We start from the raw sequence: 15,714 nt of genomic DNA on the forward strand, positions 1-15,714 counted from the left end.
ATTTGATATAAAATTACGAAAAGACAAGTTGAAAAAAGAAGGTTTTAGGGTTACTATAACACAAAAAACAGATATAGTTTCAGCTACCTGAAGTTTAGCTAAGGCACATACACATAATCTACAGGCAGTAAATCACCCACCTTTAGGCTACCCATATAACCCCTGAAAAGTAGCGCATCTATCGGAAAAAACAATCCGTTATTATCTATATAAAACACATCAGCCTGAAAGTTAATACCTGATTGCGTGCGGGTATCCATTTGCCTGAGGAGATTAAAAGTAACCGTTGTGTACCGTGGCTTCACCGGGCCTTTACTTAACACCAGCGTACCCGCCTTAGGCAACATTTCTTCAACCGCAACAGTATTTACAGTTACCTTTTTTATGCCAAGCGTATCAGAGACCTTAAGATAATCGCCCGGCTGTACAGGAGTACTACCGGCGTACAGGGTAAACTTTTGACGCTCCCAGTCGTTATCCTTAATCGTATGCATTAAGTGGGTAACCGAACCTAAATACGCCTGCTTACGTTTTTTATCTGCACCATTGCGCACAGAGACGTCTGTAAAAGAAGATGTGCCCGCATAAAAAGACTGGTAAAGGTAGGCCTCATCAAGGGTGTTAGTATTGTATTTCACTTCAAAAGAAACCAGATTATACAATAATCTGTATTCTAAATGGCGGTTAATTACACGTATAGGAGTACGGCATTTAGCTTTTAAAACATGGTTTTGTTCATCGTATGTAAGGTAAATATCGTCTTCATTTTCTATACGGCTGTTTCTCCCCCCTTTAGACCTACCAAGAAACTGCTCCCTGAACACCTTTAGCATTTGTTTACGCGTAAAAAATGGCTTGTTAGAAATCACCAGTTCATCCAGCTCTGTTACAGCGGTACGCAGGTAAAGTTTAAGGTTTTTGCCTTTATACTGAAAAGGGTCGTCTACCCGCAACGTTTCAAATCCCACAAAGCTAACCATTAACGGCGCATTGTATTTTGTGGCGGATTGTATACGGAAAAACCCCTTTTCGTTAGTGGTTGCCGAAACCGTAGTACCATCCAAATATACGTAAGCCGCTTCAAGAGGCTTCTGCTCTTCATCATATACATAACCCGAAATAACTTCCTGAGCAGTAGCAGGCATACCCCAAAGCAATAACAGCAATAATAATTTATACATCTGAATTCTTTTTTGTAAAGGTAATTTTAAATTGGCAGCATTAACGTGCTTAAGCTACAATAGTGTGGCGTTAACCTATAATTTAACCGCACCAGCAGCAATCTGCTTACTTTTACCTTTTAAAGTTACAAGCATGATTAACAACACACCTGCCCGCATATACAAAGCAGCACAACGCGGCTTATTTGAAAACAACAATCAGCGTTGGGAAGCAACATTTAGCTTCGAGCAATACCAGGACACCAATCGCCTAGCCTTTGGCACCCTTAAAGTGGTAAACGATGAAACGCTGGCTTCCGGCAAAAGCATAACGCGCCAAAATAATCCCGGAACCGTATTGCTAATACCCTTGGTAGGGACTTTAGAATATACACTTAACGGCAAAATAGATTATACGGAAACTAATGAAGCTACATGGCTACCTGCGCAGGGCGAAATAACGCTGAGAAATCCGTATGAAAATGAGCTCATAAATTTCCTTTATATACTATTTGATGACAAGATAGTAAACGAACCTACTACAATAAGCATAAACCTGAAAGAGCGTAGCAAACTCACCCCTTTTTCGTTACCGGGAGTTGTAAAAGCAAAAATGGGACTATTCAACGGGCGTGCCGAGGCCATTTATAAGCTGAGTGCTACAAACAACGGGGTGTTTATATTTATTATAAGCGGGGCGTTTGAAGTGCAGGGAAGGCTACTGGAAGCCAGGGATGGCCTGGCACTGTGGCAGCTGAAAGAAGCAGATATGGAAGCGCTCTCTGAAAATGCCCTTGTACTGCTACTGGAGGTTCCGATGGGGAGTTAACCTACACAAGCCTGCTGTTAACCTCAGTTTACAAATATTACCTTTAAACGGGCCGTTTACTACATATAAAACATCGGTACTATGGAACGTAAGCAATTTTTCAGGACAATGGGGCTAGCCGGCCTGGCCCTTACAAGTGTAAAGATTTTACAGGCATGCAGCACAGAAGATGACAGTGTTTCGTCTGGTTCTAATGCAGGTAGTGGCAGCATTAGCTCTGGCGGCAATAGCAGTACCACAACCGATAGCTGCACCGTATCTCCCTCAGAAACGGCAGGCCCCTTCCCTACCAAGAACCCATCCTCACTGGTTGCAACAAATATTGTTTCAGACCGTACAGGAGTGCCCCTAACCATTACAATAACGGTTAAAAATGTAAACAATAGCTGCGCAGTACTTACCGACGCCATAGTAGACATTTGGCACTGCGACAAAGACGGTTACTATAGCGAATATGGCGGCACACAAATGCAGAGCGTAAACTACACCACGGTTCACTTTTTGCGCGGCAGGCAAACCACTAATGCTAATGGTAAAGTACAATTTACATCAATATTTCCGGGTTGGTATTCCGGGCGGGCTACCCATATACACGTTCATATCTACAACAGCAGCGGAACATCGTTACTAATAACCCAGATAGGTTTTCCCGAAGGCGACAACAGTGCTGTAGTACAGGTTAATGCCGCAAGTGAATACGGATATACAAAAGGAATGACCGGATATACTTATAACGCTTCAGATAACATTTTTAGTGATGATACCACAGGGAGCGAAATTGCCACCTTATCAGGGAGCGTAGCAGACGGTTTTAGCCTTGAGCATACCATATATGTTTCAGCATAGTTTTTCATATAAATTAGTTTGAGTTAGTTTTTTAGTCACTTTCGAAAGCCTGCCCTGGTTCATAACCTGAGCAGGCTTTCTATTTAACGTCTTTCATGGGCTGTTTAACCGTATTGGCAGGGAGTTCAACTATTTTAACATAGCTATAGTAGTGGCTTACTTACCTTTACAGGGTAATTACAACAAAACCAATAATCTTATGAAAAATCTGCTGTTTATTCTACTGACACTTTCTTGTTCATTACAGGCGCAGAACAGCCTTACCGCAAAAGACACCCTGCAACCCGATACGTCTAAATATCAGTTTAGCTATAAGCAGCTTATTATACCTGGGGTGCTTATAGGATATGGAGTTATAGGAATAGGATCTGACCAGTTGATTGATTTCAACAAAGGCATACGTGCAGAGGTTAAAGAACATATAGACGAAAAGCTGACGATAGACGACTTTTCTCAGTATACCCCTATGCTGTCAGTATATGCGCTTAATTTTGCAGGTGTGGACGGTAAGCACAACCTGGGCGACCGCACCATAATCATGGCTACCTCTTATCTTATAATGGCTACAACAGTTACCACATTAAAGCATAGTATACACGTTAACCGCCCGGATGGAACCTCTGATAACTCATTCCCTTCGGGGCATACTGCCACATCATTTGCCGGAGCCGAATTCCTTTTTCAGGAATACAAAGACAAAAGCATTTGGTATGGTGTTGCCGGGTATACAGTAGCTGCGGGCACCGGTTTCTTCCGTATGTACAACAACAGGCATTGGCTAACCGATGTTACTACCGGTGCAGGTATAGGCATACTGAGTACCAAGGCAGCTTACTGGTTATTCCCGGTTATAAAAAAACATATTTTTGGGGGCGATACCGGCAAGCTTACCGGAATGATTATGCCTTTTTACAACGGAGATCAGCTGGGCGCAGCTATGGTTATACGCCTGTAACATTAACGTCATGCATTTATTTTTATTCCGGCAACCAATGCGTTAGGCAAAAACGGTTGCTTTACGTTATTTTTCAGGCTAAAAATGTAAGTGCCTTTTTTTAAAGGGAAATCCGTTTTAATGGTTGTAATACAATCGCAAACATCACCGGCGCAGTCGGAAAGGTTTTTTCCGTTTTTATCCTTAAGAAGGATTTTAGTATTTATAGTTTCATCTTTTCCGTCAGGAGACTTTATTTTTACACTTACAGGTATTTCATCATAACCCGGCTCATAAATATGGGAAAAAAATACGTTTACAGTAGCGGCTTTTTGATCGGCAGGTATAACAACCGTATAGTCCTGCCACTTGTCGCTAATCCATCGGTTATCCTGAAAATCAGTAGTTACGTGTTCCTGAAACTTATTACAAGAAGATAACATCAAAATGGAGAAAAGCAATAGTATTGATTTTTTCATAAGTAAGTGGTAATAATATTAAACCGACGTATTTATTTTAACAAAAACATACTAACATATAACAATAAAGTACAGTTTTTATTTTAAATACGCAACCACAACAAAAATCTTTCGTTTACCGCTACCTGTCATCTGTTTACCTCAAAAAAAATGCAGGGAAATAGCGATTAATATCTTTGCCTACAGCAATTTATACTTTAGGCAATATGAAAAGAAAAGATTTTTTAAAAAACAGCCTCGGCTTTCTGGGCATGGCTGTGGCGGCACCGGCCATACTCAGGGCTGCCGGCAGCACAGAAGAAACCGAAACCCTGGCTACCTGTACGGTAGCGCCTACCGAAACGGAGGGGCCTTTCCCCACCCATACACCTACCGGCCTTGTGCGCACTGACATTACGGAAGGAAGAACCGGCGTTCCTTTTACAATAAACATTACTATTAAGAACAAAAATGCTAACTGCGACGCGTTACAGGGTGCTATGGTAGACATATGGCACTGTGATAAAGATGGTAATTACAGCGAGTACGGAGGTACCCAAATGCAAAGTGCCAATTACACTACGGTAAGTTTCTTAAGGGGCAGGCAGGTTACTGATGCAAACGGGCTGGTATCTTTTACCTCTATATTCCCGGGTTGGTACACCAGCCGCGCCACACATATACACGTACACATTTATAATTCGGCAGGTACATCATTACTCATCACACAAATCGCTTTCCCTGAGGGAACAAATAGCGCAGTAGCAACCGTTAACGCTGCTACAGCATACGGGTATACAAAGGGAATGACCGGATACACGTATAATGCTAATGACAACGTGTTTAGCGATGATTCAGCAGGCCTGGAACTGAGTAGCGTAAGCGGCAGCCTGACCGAAGGCTATACACTACAACATACCATTTATGTAAACGGACCTACAGCAGGCATTGACGACTATAACAAAAACATTTACAGTATAAAACAAAACTACCCTAATCCATTTACAGATGCTACCACCATACCGCTAAACCTGCAAATGGATAGCGAGGTAACCATAGCAGTATACGATTTTACCGGACGTAAAGTATTAACGGCGTTTAACGGTGCACTTAATGCCGGAGAAAACGCCATAAGCCTTAACAGGGGCGGTTTAAGCAGTGGATCGTACATTTACAGGGTATCTGTAGTTAATGCCAATGGAAAATTTGAAGAAAGCAAACAGATGATTGTGCGCTAAGCAATCAGTGTTTTTTATTGTTGGTTATTTATATATTTGAAAAAGGAGGGAGTGCAGACCCTCCTTTTTATTTCTAAATAATAGATAGACTATGGAATATCCTAAGATAAGACTCGCATACAGAATGGTAATAGACAGCACTGCTACCGGCGCGTGGGAACGCTATGTTTTTGAAGATACCTACAAAGAATACCTTATGCAGCAACAACTGTATAACCGTAAAGAAAATCCCGCTGCCACCTTTAGGGAACTGCTGGCAGAAAACCCTAATGCCGAAAAACTGCATTACTTAACCGGGCTTGCGGCAAACAGCTACATACAGCAACTTAAAGGACACTTTTACAAAGTGCCCGATGTGCTGGGAAACAATTTCTTTCCGTTTGAAGGCTACAGGCTCGATGTAGTAAATACAGATATTACAGACATAACAAAACACAAGATAGGCATTACATTTTTCTCCCCTTTACTTATCTACCTGGGTACGGTAAACAACTGTTATCTTGTATCTGCAAATACTGCTGCAACCGAAGGCTATGATACGCTTATGTTTCCTGTACAGCCACAGCTCGCTATTTGCTATTACCAGGATGCTATAATAAGCAGCTAAAGGATTTTTGATTTGTAGTAAAAACTGTACCTTTACTAAACAAACAACACGGTATGGAATTATTTGTATTCATTTTTGCGGCACTTTTTTCAGTACTTAACCCACTGGGGGCGGTGCCAATTTTTGTAGGCTTAACCCAGGATGATACTTTAAAAGAACGCCAGCGCATTTCTATCTGGACCGCCATAAATGTTTTTATCATACTTTTAGTTTCATTTTTTGCAGGTCAGTATGTACTTAGCTTTTTTGGCATAAGTATAGATGCACTTCGTATAGCCGGAGGTTTTATTATTGTAAACTCGGGCTTCTCACTACTAAACCGCCGTTTTAGCAAAGGCCGCGGTGTACATAAAGAAGTTGAAGCCGATGCCCAAAAACGTAACGACATAGCCCTTACCCCACTGGCTATACCCATGCTTGCAGGCCCGGGCAGTATATCGCTGCTTATAGCCATGCACCAGGACTATAAAGAAATGGAACAGCAAATAATAGCTGTAGCGGCAATGGCATGCATAGCTCTGGTAATATTTTTACTTATGCGGGGCGCTCACAAGGTATCTCAGGCACTGGGAGCATCGGGTATTGTGGCCATATCGCGCATTATGGGCTTTATAACCATAGCCATAGGGGTACAATACATTATTAGCTCTATTTCAAATATTATAGAAGGGCTTAAGTTTCCGCACTAACAAAAAACCATATAGCATTAAAAATATAAAATCCACGCAGGTAAATCTGGGTGGATTTTATATTTTGACAAGTATGTAAATTACATTACCGAAAGGTCGTATAAGGTTTTATTTTGCAGCATTTCCAGCGTACTGTCACGCACCTGGGCTAAAAAGTGATTTAGAGCGCAGGCATGTTCATCCGGGCAGTCGTCGCACTTTTCATAAAAATTAAGGCTTACACAGGGCAGCAAGGCTATTGGCCCGTCAAGCACGCGGATAATAGTAGCCGCAGTAACCGTTTTAGGGTCCTTCATAAGGTAATATCCTCCACCCTTACCCTTTTTAGAGCCCAGTATACCAAACTTTTTTAAATCAAGTAAAATGGCCTCTAAAAACTTCTTGGGTATTTGTTCTTTCTCCGAAATATCAGATATAAGCACCGGCATTGCCGCTTCCTGCTTTGCAATGTAAATCAGTGCTTTTAGTCCGTATTTCGTTTTTTTACTCAGCATACTGCCGTATTATTTTTATTCGTCTTTCTTTGGCAAAAACACCTCCGCCATCATGCAGCGAGCGCTTCCTCCGCCACAAGCCTCAATAGTGTCAAGGTTTACAGAAAGAATTTCAACGTGTTTTTCTATCATTTTTACCTGTTCGGCCGTGAGTACGCTTTTCGCTGCCTGACTCATTACAAGGTAGCTTTTGTCTTTACCCTGCACCTGTAGCATGTTACCGGCAAAATGGTTAAGCTGGGCCTCGGTAAGCAGTATGAGTTCTTTACCATCCTGACGAAGGCTCGCCAGTACTGCCTTACGTTCTTTTTTATCATCTATACAATCAGCGCAAATCACAGCAAATGTAGTGCCCACACACATCATTACATTAGTATGGTAAATGTGCTTACGCTCGCCGTTTACGGTTTGAAACGCTTCAAATATAACAGGGCTAAATTCAAAGTCTTCGCAAAACTCAATCATTAATTCCTCATCGGCACGTGGTGAAAGTGCACAATAGGCTTTTTGGTTTTCACGATCAAGTACCAGGCTACCGGTACCTTCCAGGAAAATATTATCTTCTTCGGCACTGGTATAGTCCATGATTTCTTCAAAATCAAAACCTTTTTCCTCCAGCACGTCAAATATATCTTCGCGGCGTTCGGCACGGCGGTTTTCGGCAAACATAGGATACAGCACTACATCGCCCGTTTCATGAAACGACACCCAGTTATTCGGGAAAATAGAATCAGGCGTATCAGGATCTACCGTATCATCTACAACCACTACATTTACCCCTACGGCACGCAGTTTTTCCACAAAAGCATCAAACTCCTGCTGTGCGTTGGCATTTACAGTTGAAGGCAGCAGCCCGTCCATTACCTTTTGGTAATAATTGTTAACTGCCGTTTGCTCATTCATCCTGAACGCCACCGGGCGTATCATAAGTATGCTGTCTGTAATTTGTTTCATGTGTCAAAGATAATTAATCGCGTATCAATGGCAAAGTGCTGCAGCGAAGTAAACCTTCCTGTTTTGCAATTTCGGCATAGGGCACCTCCTCTACTGTAAAGCCTTTTTCTAAAAGCCAACTTTTAAGTCGGATAAACCCTTTTTCTATAACCACCACATCAGTATCTATAGAAAAGAAATTAGAGGTCATATCATACATTTCATCGCGGGTTATATGAAACAGGTTTTCGTTACCGAAAAGATTTACCAGGTAGTTATAATCGGCTTCGTCCCTAAAACCGTCTTTATAAATGACAGCCTTGTCTTTACCTACAGGCTGAAAACAACAATCCAGGTGCAGTGCGTTGTCGCGTGCCTCAGTACGTGATTTTACAAGATCAAACTCTTTTACGATTTTATCCGGAAAAAGCTCTTTTATAAAATTTACACCCTGCATATTAGTACGGGCTGTAATATAGTCCTTATAGTCATCGCCTTTATAGGTCCCTATAAAAATATAATCATCCCACAAAATAACGTCGCCACCCTCTATATGTACTTCCTCAGGTGCTTTAACCACTTTATTAGGATCCACGTTATTCACTATGTACTGAATAGCGGCCTGCTCGCGTTCGCGGTCCGGAAGTATATTAGCCCATATAAACGTGTCGCCTATAACAAAGCCAATATCGCGGCTGAAAATCTGGTTATAGTCTTCTATCAGTTCAGGGCGGTAAACCGTTACCCCGTACTTTTCAAAAATGGCACACAGGGCTTCCATTTCAGGTACCATATTTTTCTCCAGCGGATAGGTCCCGGCTTTTATATGTTCTAATGATTTTGGGTCGTATGCTTCTTGTATTGTAGGCGTAGGACCGTTACTTACGGCGGTACCTACTACCAAAGCCCTTAGGCGAGAAGTTTCATTGGTTACATTAAGGTGCATCATTGCTCCATATTTTTACGCAAATATAAAAAAAGCCACTTAATATTACATTTTTCTTTAAAAAATGATGATAATTTAAAAATTACACACATAAAATAAAAAAACACGCCATTGCATGTGCAATGGCGTGCTATAACTTAACTATTATCAAAACTAACGTTGGTCTTGCTTTACAAAAGGCCTTAGCGGACTGCCGGTATATACCTGGCGCGGACGGCCTATTGGCTCCTTGTTAAGGCGCATTTCTTTCCACTGGGCAATCCAGCCCGGAAGGCGACCTATGGCAAACAGAACGGTAAACATTTCTGTAGGTATACCCATAGCCCTGTATATGATACCCGAGTAGAAATCTACGTTAGGGTATAGGTTACGCGCTTTAAAGTAGTCATCTTGCAGGGCAGCCTCCTCAAGCTTTTTAGCAATAGAAAGCACCGGATCGTCTACACCAAGCTCAGCAAGTACATCGTCTGCTGCTTTTTTAATGATTTTAGCCCTAGGGTCAAAGTTTTTATATACCCTGTGGCCAAAGCCCATAAGGCGGAACGGATCATCTTTATCTTTTGCCTTAGCAATGTATTTTTCTGCATCACCTCCATTTGCCTGGATTTCCTCAAGCATTTCAAGCACCGCCTGGTTAGCACCACCGTGAAGCGGCCCCCAAAGTGCAGATACACCTGCTGAGATAGAAGCAAACAAACCAGCATGAGAAGAACCTACGATACGCACTGTAGAAGTAGAACAGTTTTGCTCATGGTCTGCGTGAAGGATAAACAGCTTATCAAGCGCTTCTACCACGGTAGGGTTTGGTTTGTAAGGCCCTGTAGGAAGTTCAAACATAAGCCTCATAAAGTTCTCTACATAACCTTTAGTGTTATCGTAGTAGTTTAACGGGTACCCCATGTTTTTCCTGAATGTCCACGTAGCAATAACAAGGAATTTACCCATTGCTTTACATACTGCATCATACAGTTGCTTATCATCACCTACATTAACCTGTTGCGGGTTAAAAGCAGTAAGCGCACTGGTAAGAGACGCCAATATGCCCATAGGGTGTGCATTCTTAGGAAAACCATCGATGATGTTCTTCATCTCTTCGTTTACCAGCGTATATTTACGAATGTCATTTTCAAATTTTTCAAGCTGCGCCTGCGTAGGCAGCTCACCAAAAATAAGAAGGTAAGAAACTTCAAGGAAATTAGATTGTTCAGCAAGCTCCTCTATAGCGTAGCCCCTGTAGCGCAGGATACCTTTTTCTCCATCAAGAAAAGTGATATCACTTTTACATGATCCGGAATTTTTAAACCCAGGGTCAAGGGTAATAGCTCCGGTGGTGCCGCGCAGTTTATCAATATCAATAGCTACTTCGTTTTCAGTTCCTATGATTACAGGAAACTCATACTTTTTGCCATCAATCTCCAATATAGCAGTATTTGACATGACAGTATTTAGTTTGTATGTGGTTTAAAAAATATTATCCCTGCGAATTTAGGAAATAACTATTGATTTATAAAGAAAAAATATTATTATAATCGCTAAATAAGTATATATATTTCAAAAAAAATACACACTGAACCACCCCCAAAAAAACAGCGGTAATAACTATAAAATAAACTAAAATTATTTTGCATACCCAACAAAATAACAACGTCTTCTTAATTTTATCAAAGAGATTTCGCACCACCCTACCCTTTCATAAAATGCAATCCGAAAAATAACGATTTTATAATTCTATAACGAATTGACGCAATATTACTAGTAGGTGATTGATATTTTTATATAATTTGCAAGCAAACTATAAACACACCTTATATGAATAAAACAAAACGCCTATATGTTTTTGCCGCAGCTCTTATGCTTTCGGCAAACGTTTCAGCAATTAACCCACCCGTAAAATATGTTACCTTGGGACGCACCGAAACCCTGTCAGACAATACTATTGCCCTCATTGGCGCCGCGTCTTCGGTAAGCTTTGGGGTACGGGGTGACCAGTGCACCGTTAAAGCGAAATCCGTAGACACGTATACACACCACAACTATGTGGTGATAGAGGTAGATGGGCAATACTACAGCAGAAATAAGGTATCTGCCGCAGGCACTGACATTCTTGTAATGCTGGAACCGGGGAAAAACCACACAATATCTGTTTATAAGGCTACTGAGGCAAGCGTAGGCACCGTAGTGTTTATGGGAGTAACCGGTAAAACAGCACCTGTAGTGGCAAAGCCCAAAAAGAAAATAGCATTTATAGGCGATTCCATAACATGTGGCATGGGGAATGATTTGAGCGAAATACCATGCGGTAGCGGAGAATGGTATGACCAGCATAATGCATACTACTCTTATGCGCCCATAACCGCACGCACTTTAGGAGCGGATTTTGTGCTAAGTTCAGTTTCTGGCATGGGGATGTACCGCAACTGGAACGACGACCATAAAGACGAAGCCATAATGCCTGAAGTATACGAAAATCTTTACCTGAACAAAGATGCGTCTAAAAAGTATGATTTTGCCTTTGTACCTGATATTACCTGCATAGCACTGGGCACAAACGATTTTAGCGACGGAGATGGCAAAAAACCGCGCACACCTTTTAGTGAAGAAAAATATGTAGCAAATTATGTAGATTTTATAAAAACGGTTTACAAGTATGCACCTAAAACCAAAATTGTGTTACTGAACAGCCCTATGGTAAATGGCACGAAAGGAGAACTTTTTGTAAAATGCCTAAACCGCATAAAAGACGAGGTAAACAAACAGCCCGGACATAGCCCCATAGAAGTTTTTACCTTTAATGATGTTACCCCACACGGATGCGGCTATCACCCGGAGATTGAAGATGACAAAGCTATGGCTGCTCAATTGGCCCCTTTCCTTAAAACGCTAATTAAGTAAGCTAAGCTATACATATTAAACACACCGAAAGCCTTCGTAACCAACGAAGGCTTTTTTACTCCCAGACTATTCTTACTATATCTTAGGCCAATAAAGAGCCCAGATCAACCAGCCGCGTATAAATAATACAGTTTTAACCGAAAAAGCCAGCAACTTAAATACACAACAAACACCGCACAAAACAGAGCTGCCAACACAAGAATAAGAGCAAAATACAGAGATAAAAAAGCGCATAAAAAAAGTCCTGCCAAACGGCAGGACTTTTTTATTATCTTAAGCTAATTCTTAGTAGAACTTGCTTCTGTTATCTTCGATATCTGCTTTGTCTTTAAGCGCTATAGAAAGGCGGTTTTCAATACCTGAACGACCCTGACCGTTTAACCTTGCTACCATAGCAGCCTGAGATGGCTGTGCAGGCGCAACTTCAACGTTCTTAGTTCTTACCATAAACACACCCGACTGTCCATCAATAAGTTTAGAGGTTTTACCTGCTCCAAGGCCAAAGGCTTTACCTACAACTTTCATTTCAGGGCCAACACCCATAATCATAGGGTTAGCAAGAGTGACACCGGTAGCATTTGCTACAGTAGCACCTGCCTTTTGAGCAACAGCCTCAAGAGTAGCACCCTGCATTTTTTCCCTGATTATTTTAGCTTTCTTTTCATTACGGATGATAGGAAGTACGCTTAGCTTAGCTTCTTCAAGAGGAAGTACACCTTTTGCATTAATAGTTTTAAGTGCTACTACTACACTACCTTTAGCAGAAGAAAGATCAAACTTCTTAACATCGCCTACTTTAGTATCATCGTTATAAGCCCAACGAACGATTTCGCGCTCTGCACCTACACCAGGTATGTTGTCGTCATTCTCGCCAATTTTGTTAGCAGGAGTAACTGTAAGACCTGCCGCTTTAGCAAGGTCGGCAAGTGGTTTTTTAGTATCGCGCGCATCCATTTCCAGCTTAGTAGCTTTTTGGAAGTTAGCGTCTATAGTAGTTTCACTTGGCTGTATTTTCTTAGCAAGGTTAGCCACACGTACACCATCGTACTTGTCTAGTACTTTAATCACGTGGAAACCAAAGTCTGTTTCTACAACACCCGTTTTACCTATCGGATTGTTAAAGATAAAGTCGTTAAACGGCTTCACCATTTGGTTTGGTGCAATATTATCATAAACACCCTGGTTGTTCATAGAACCCGGATCGTTAGAGTTCTCCATAACAAGCTGGCCAAATGAAGCAGGATTAGCATTTACTTTAGCAAGTAGTTCTTCAGCCTTGGCTTTAGCCTGCTCTTTAGTAAGTGTAATTTTACCATCAGCCATTTGTGCGCCTTTGTAACCAATAAGTATGTGGCTTGCTTTAACGCTTGCACCCGGTTTTTTGGCAATCATCCTTGTAACAGTGTAGTAACCGTTGTTGTTGTAAGGACCAAAAACCTGACCCGGAGCAAGAGCAGAGATCTGCTGGGCAAACTCTACAGGAAGCTGACCTTTAGTAACGAAAGTACTATCGTAAGGCACTTCAGAATTTTCCGCGATAAATGAAGGCACCTCAGCTACAGGTACATTTGCAAAACCAGGTATAGTATCAGTTTTACCTTCTACAAGTTTTACAGACGGTACAAGTAGCGCCTCGATAGACTTTTTCACTTCAGCCTCATCCTGAGCAGAAGGTTTGTTTTCTACAAAAACAACCTCAAGATCACGAGATGCTTCAGCCTTATATTTCTTAGGATTCTTTTTCATGTAATCGATAAGTTCCTGATCAGTAACTTTTACCTTAGGATCTTCATCGTTTATAGTGCTGTAAGAAACGCTAACGTAGTCAAAGTTTACTTTATCAGACTCAGCCGCATACCTTTGTTTTGCTTCAAAGTCAGTTGTAAAGAATGCCGCCTTTAGTGCAGTAGCATACAGCTGTTTCCTTGCCGAAGCCTCAATATCAGGCCTTTCATTTTCAATAGCCTGCCATTGCTCCGGGTTGTTCTTTTTAAGATTAACAAGGAACTCATTAAATTTAGCTTTGTCAAATTTACCGGCAGCGTTTACAAACTGAGGGTTATTGCCCAGCATTTGCCCGTAAATATCAAGTACGTGGTCTTTACCTACACGTATACCTGCTTTTTCACACAGCTCTTCAAAAAGTATTTTGTCAACTTCCATGTTCCAAACATAGCCAGCTGCCTGACCTGCGGTAGCACCCTGCTGACGCTGTTGCATATTTGCAACCTTTTTGTTGAACTCCAGGTACGCAATATCGGTCCCGTTAACGCTACCTACATATTTATCTACACCGAAACCGCCGCTTTTAACCACGTCGCCAATGATGAATGCAAGAAGACAGAAACCTATGATACCGATAAGCAGTATCGAACGTTCTCTGATTTTTGATAAAACTGCCATTTGTAAATCTGTTATTTTTTAATTCAGTGGGCGAAAATACAATTATCTGCTTAATAATAAAAATAGTGGAAACTTTTTTTAAGGGGATTTCTTAAAATTACACATGCATTGTGATTTACACAGCTTATAGGGCTAAAAAACGCCGTACTAACCATAAGCTAAACATCGTGCTCATCTTCTATATCGCCAAAGAGCTCCTCTACAATATCCTCTACCGTTACAATACCCAGTGTTTGCCCCGCATCATTTTGTATAACCGCAACACTACGACGGTTACGGGTAAGTATTCTAAGAACATCTTTTATATACATAATGTGCGTAACCCGAATAGGAAACACCATGGCCTCCCCCACCGTTTCCGGGTTTTTAAATAAGGAAAACGCATGCACATACCCTATTATATTTTCTGGAGCGCCATTGTAAACCATAATTTTGCTGTATCCCGTTTTTACAAACAATGCCCGAAGCTCATGAACCGGGCTGCCAATAGCAACACCCGAAACCCTTTCCAGGGGCGTCATTACATCGGCGGCGGTACGGGTACCAAACACCATGGCATTTTTAAACAACGCTACCTCTGCCTCTACTTCGTCTTCCTGACCTACGGAAGTAAGCTGCTCTTTTATGTAAGCACCAAATTCGCCTTTTGTAAACTGATCTTTACGGTCCTTTTGCCGAAGGTTAAAAACGTTTACCAGCATAAAATCGGTAAACCAAACCATAAGGCGGCTAACACTGCCAAACAGCACCACAAAAACATACGCCGGCAGGGCAAATATTTTAATGAGCCTGTTAGCGTACACCTGAAAAAACACTTTGGGAAGAAAATCTGCAAAGGCAAAAAGCAACAATCCGCTTACGGCCGCATATACAAATATGCGCACAATGATATTTTGCAAAGGCCACAACTGCTGCAACACCAATAGCATGGTATAACAATACAATACCTGCGCCAGCGCATTACCTAAAAGCATTGCCGCAATAAAATGAGAAGGATTTCCCGTTAACCGGGTTAGGATTTTTGAGGAAAAAGACTGTTGACGGCTTTCTACCTCAAGGTATACTTTATTTGCAGAAATATAAGCGGTTTCCATACCGGAAAACAACGCCGAGAACAGGAGGCAAACTATAATAACTACAGCCTCCATAAGCACTATTTTTTAGGCTCGTTAAACCTGCTGTACGAACGCCTGCGCACAAAAAACATAATAATGCCTGCTAACACAAACAAAATACTTGGAAAAGGATCCCTGCCTTCATTGTATTTTGACACAGCATCGAATAA

The 15,714-nt window shown here is 41.5% G+C and carries 15 protein-coding genes; 7 read left to right on the forward strand and 8 right to left on the reverse strand.

All coding sequences use genetic code 11. The annotated features are described in order from the left end of the window. Positions 1–98: 98 nt before the first annotated feature. Positions 99–1,181: a carboxypeptidase-like regulatory domain-containing protein gene (locus ACLI08_RS00390; RefSeq protein WP_411426474.1), complete on the reverse strand. Its 1,083-nt coding sequence runs from the start codon at positions 1,179–1,181 to the stop codon at positions 99–101. 133 nt (positions 1,182–1,314) lie between these two features. On the opposite strand from ACLI08_RS00390, the gene ACLI08_RS00395 reads away from it, so the two are divergent. The 3 genes from ACLI08_RS00395 (at position 1,315) to ACLI08_RS00405 (ending at position 3,790) form a co-directional block, all read left to right on the forward strand. Beyond that, positions 1,315–1,989 (forward strand): hypothetical protein, encoded by a 675-nt coding sequence (locus ACLI08_RS00395; protein WP_411426475.1) that lies wholly within the window; start codon positions 1,315–1,317, stop codon positions 1,987–1,989. A gap of 81 nt (positions 1,990–2,070) precedes the next feature. Next, positions 2,071–2,835, forward strand: coding sequence for an intradiol ring-cleavage dioxygenase (locus tag ACLI08_RS00400; protein ID WP_411426476.1), 765 nt, complete (start codon positions 2,071–2,073; stop codon positions 2,833–2,835). Positions 2,836–3,034: 199 nt separating this feature from the next. Beyond that, positions 3,035–3,790: a phosphatase PAP2 family protein gene (locus ACLI08_RS00405; RefSeq protein ID WP_411426477.1), complete on the forward strand. Its 756-nt coding sequence runs from the start codon at positions 3,035–3,037 to the stop codon at positions 3,788–3,790. 8 nt (positions 3,791–3,798) lie between these two features. Here ACLI08_RS00405 and ACLI08_RS00410 read toward each other — a convergent pair whose 3' ends face one another. Continuing rightward, positions 3,799–4,248 (reverse strand): lipoprotein, encoded by a 450-nt coding sequence (locus tag ACLI08_RS00410; RefSeq protein WP_411426478.1) that lies wholly within the window; start codon positions 4,246–4,248, stop codon positions 3,799–3,801. A 206-nt stretch (positions 4,249–4,454) separates the two neighbouring features. Here ACLI08_RS00410 and ACLI08_RS00415 point away from each other — a divergent pair, with 206 nt between their 5' ends. From ACLI08_RS00415 to ACLI08_RS00425, 3 genes are all read left to right on the forward strand, one after another. Beyond that, positions 4,455–5,465 carry a T9SS type A sorting domain-containing protein gene (locus ACLI08_RS00415; RefSeq protein WP_411426479.1) on the forward strand — a complete coding sequence of 337 codons (1,011 nt, stop codon included), beginning with the start codon at positions 4,455–4,457 and terminating at the stop codon, positions 5,463–5,465. A gap of 91 nt (positions 5,466–5,556) precedes the next feature. After that, complete coding sequence (locus ACLI08_RS00420; protein ID WP_411426480.1) at positions 5,557–6,072, forward strand: hypothetical protein; 516 nt, start codon at positions 5,557–5,559, stop codon at positions 6,070–6,072. A 53-nt stretch (positions 6,073–6,125) separates the two neighbouring features. Then, the gene (locus ACLI08_RS00425) at positions 6,126–6,761 is read left to right on the forward strand and encodes a MarC family NAAT transporter (protein ID WP_411426481.1); all 636 of its coding nucleotides are present in this window, start codon (positions 6,126–6,128) and stop codon (positions 6,759–6,761) included. A gap of 80 nt (positions 6,762–6,841) precedes the next feature. Here the strand turns inward: ACLI08_RS00425 and ACLI08_RS00430 are convergent, their stop codons facing one another. The 4 genes from ACLI08_RS00430 to ACLI08_RS00445 all read right to left on the reverse strand — a co-directional run bounded on the left by ACLI08_RS00430 (position 6,842) and on the right by ACLI08_RS00445 (position 10,571). After that, entirely contained in the window at positions 6,842–7,255 is a 414-nt protein-coding gene (locus tag ACLI08_RS00430) for an RrF2 family transcriptional regulator (protein WP_411426482.1), read from the reverse strand. A gap of 15 nt (positions 7,256–7,270) precedes the next feature. Continuing rightward, positions 7,271–8,209 carry a citrulline utilization hydrolase CtlX gene (gene ctlX / locus ACLI08_RS00435; RefSeq protein ID WP_411426483.1) on the reverse strand — a complete coding sequence of 313 codons (939 nt, stop codon included), beginning with the start codon at positions 8,207–8,209 and terminating at the stop codon, positions 7,271–7,273. 13 nt (positions 8,210–8,222) lie between these two features. Beyond that, positions 8,223–9,137: a dimethylarginine dimethylaminohydrolase family protein gene (locus ACLI08_RS00440; RefSeq protein WP_411426484.1), complete on the reverse strand. Its 915-nt coding sequence runs from the start codon at positions 9,135–9,137 to the stop codon at positions 8,223–8,225. Positions 9,138–9,287: 150 nt separating this feature from the next. Continuing rightward, complete coding sequence (locus ACLI08_RS00445; RefSeq protein WP_411426485.1) at positions 9,288–10,571, reverse strand: citrate synthase; 1,284 nt, start codon at positions 10,569–10,571, stop codon at positions 9,288–9,290. A 372-nt stretch (positions 10,572–10,943) separates the two neighbouring features. Between ACLI08_RS00445 and ACLI08_RS00450 the strand changes: the two genes are divergently transcribed. Then, positions 10,944–12,026 (forward strand): GDSL-type esterase/lipase family protein, encoded by a 1,083-nt coding sequence (locus ACLI08_RS00450; RefSeq protein ID WP_411426486.1) that lies wholly within the window; start codon positions 10,944–10,946, stop codon positions 12,024–12,026. A 285-nt stretch (positions 12,027–12,311) separates the two neighbouring features. Here the strand turns inward: ACLI08_RS00450 and ACLI08_RS00455 are convergent, their stop codons facing one another. Together ACLI08_RS00455 and ACLI08_RS00460 are read right to left on the reverse strand one after the other, a co-directional pair. After that, complete coding sequence (locus tag ACLI08_RS00455; RefSeq protein ID WP_411426487.1) at positions 12,312–14,429, reverse strand: peptidylprolyl isomerase; 2,118 nt, start codon at positions 14,427–14,429, stop codon at positions 12,312–12,314. A gap of 158 nt (positions 14,430–14,587) precedes the next feature. Next, complete coding sequence (locus ACLI08_RS00460; protein ID WP_411426488.1) at positions 14,588–15,577, reverse strand: CNNM domain-containing protein; 990 nt, start codon at positions 15,575–15,577, stop codon at positions 14,588–14,590. Between the last annotated feature and the right edge of the window lie 137 nt (positions 15,578–15,714).

Origin of the sequence: Flavobacterium sp. RNTU_13 (genome assembly GCF_046614455.1) — a bacterium.
GTDB lineage: Bacteria > Bacteroidota > Bacteroidia > Flavobacteriales > Flavobacteriaceae > Flavobacterium.

What these genes read in the sequence shown, in the direction of transcription:
- ACLI08_RS00390 (WP_411426474.1), bottom strand. Translation starts at nt 1,181, where the DNA reads ATGTATAAATTATTATTGCTGTTATTGCTTTGGGGTATGCCTGCTACT.
- ACLI08_RS00395 (WP_411426475.1), top strand. Translation starts at nt 1,315, where the DNA reads ATGATTAACAACACACCTGCCCGCATATACAAAGCAGCACAACGCGGC.
- ACLI08_RS00400 (WP_411426476.1), top strand. Translation starts at nt 2,071, where the DNA reads ATGGAACGTAAGCAATTTTTCAGGACAATGGGGCTAGCCGGCCTGGCC.
- ACLI08_RS00405 (WP_411426477.1), top strand. Translation starts at nt 3,035, where the DNA reads ATGAAAAATCTGCTGTTTATTCTACTGACACTTTCTTGTTCATTACAG.
- ACLI08_RS00410 (WP_411426478.1), bottom strand. Translation starts at nt 4,248, where the DNA reads ATGAAAAAATCAATACTATTGCTTTTCTCCATTTTGATGTTATCTTCT.
- ACLI08_RS00415 (WP_411426479.1), top strand. Translation starts at nt 4,455, where the DNA reads ATGAAAAGAAAAGATTTTTTAAAAAACAGCCTCGGCTTTCTGGGCATG.
- ACLI08_RS00420 (WP_411426480.1), top strand. Translation starts at nt 5,557, where the DNA reads ATGGAATATCCTAAGATAAGACTCGCATACAGAATGGTAATAGACAGC.
- ACLI08_RS00425 (WP_411426481.1), top strand. Translation starts at nt 6,126, where the DNA reads ATGGAATTATTTGTATTCATTTTTGCGGCACTTTTTTCAGTACTTAAC.
- ACLI08_RS00430 (WP_411426482.1), bottom strand. Translation starts at nt 7,255, where the DNA reads ATGCTGAGTAAAAAAACGAAATACGGACTAAAAGCACTGATTTACATT.
- ctlX (WP_411426483.1), bottom strand. Translation starts at nt 8,209, where the DNA reads ATGAAACAAATTACAGACAGCATACTTATGATACGCCCGGTGGCGTTC.
- ACLI08_RS00440 (WP_411426484.1), bottom strand. Translation starts at nt 9,137, where the DNA reads ATGATGCACCTTAATGTAACCAATGAAACTTCTCGCCTAAGGGCTTTG.
- ACLI08_RS00445 (WP_411426485.1), bottom strand. Translation starts at nt 10,571, where the DNA reads ATGTCAAATACTGCTATATTGGAGATTGATGGCAAAAAGTATGAGTTT.
- ACLI08_RS00450 (WP_411426486.1), top strand. Translation starts at nt 10,944, where the DNA reads ATGAATAAAACAAAACGCCTATATGTTTTTGCCGCAGCTCTTATGCTT.
- ACLI08_RS00455 (WP_411426487.1), bottom strand. Translation starts at nt 14,429, where the DNA reads ATGGCAGTTTTATCAAAAATCAGAGAACGTTCGATACTGCTTATCGGT.
- ACLI08_RS00460 (WP_411426488.1), bottom strand. Translation starts at nt 15,577, where the DNA reads ATGGAGGCTGTAGTTATTATAGTTTGCCTCCTGTTCTCGGCGTTGTTT.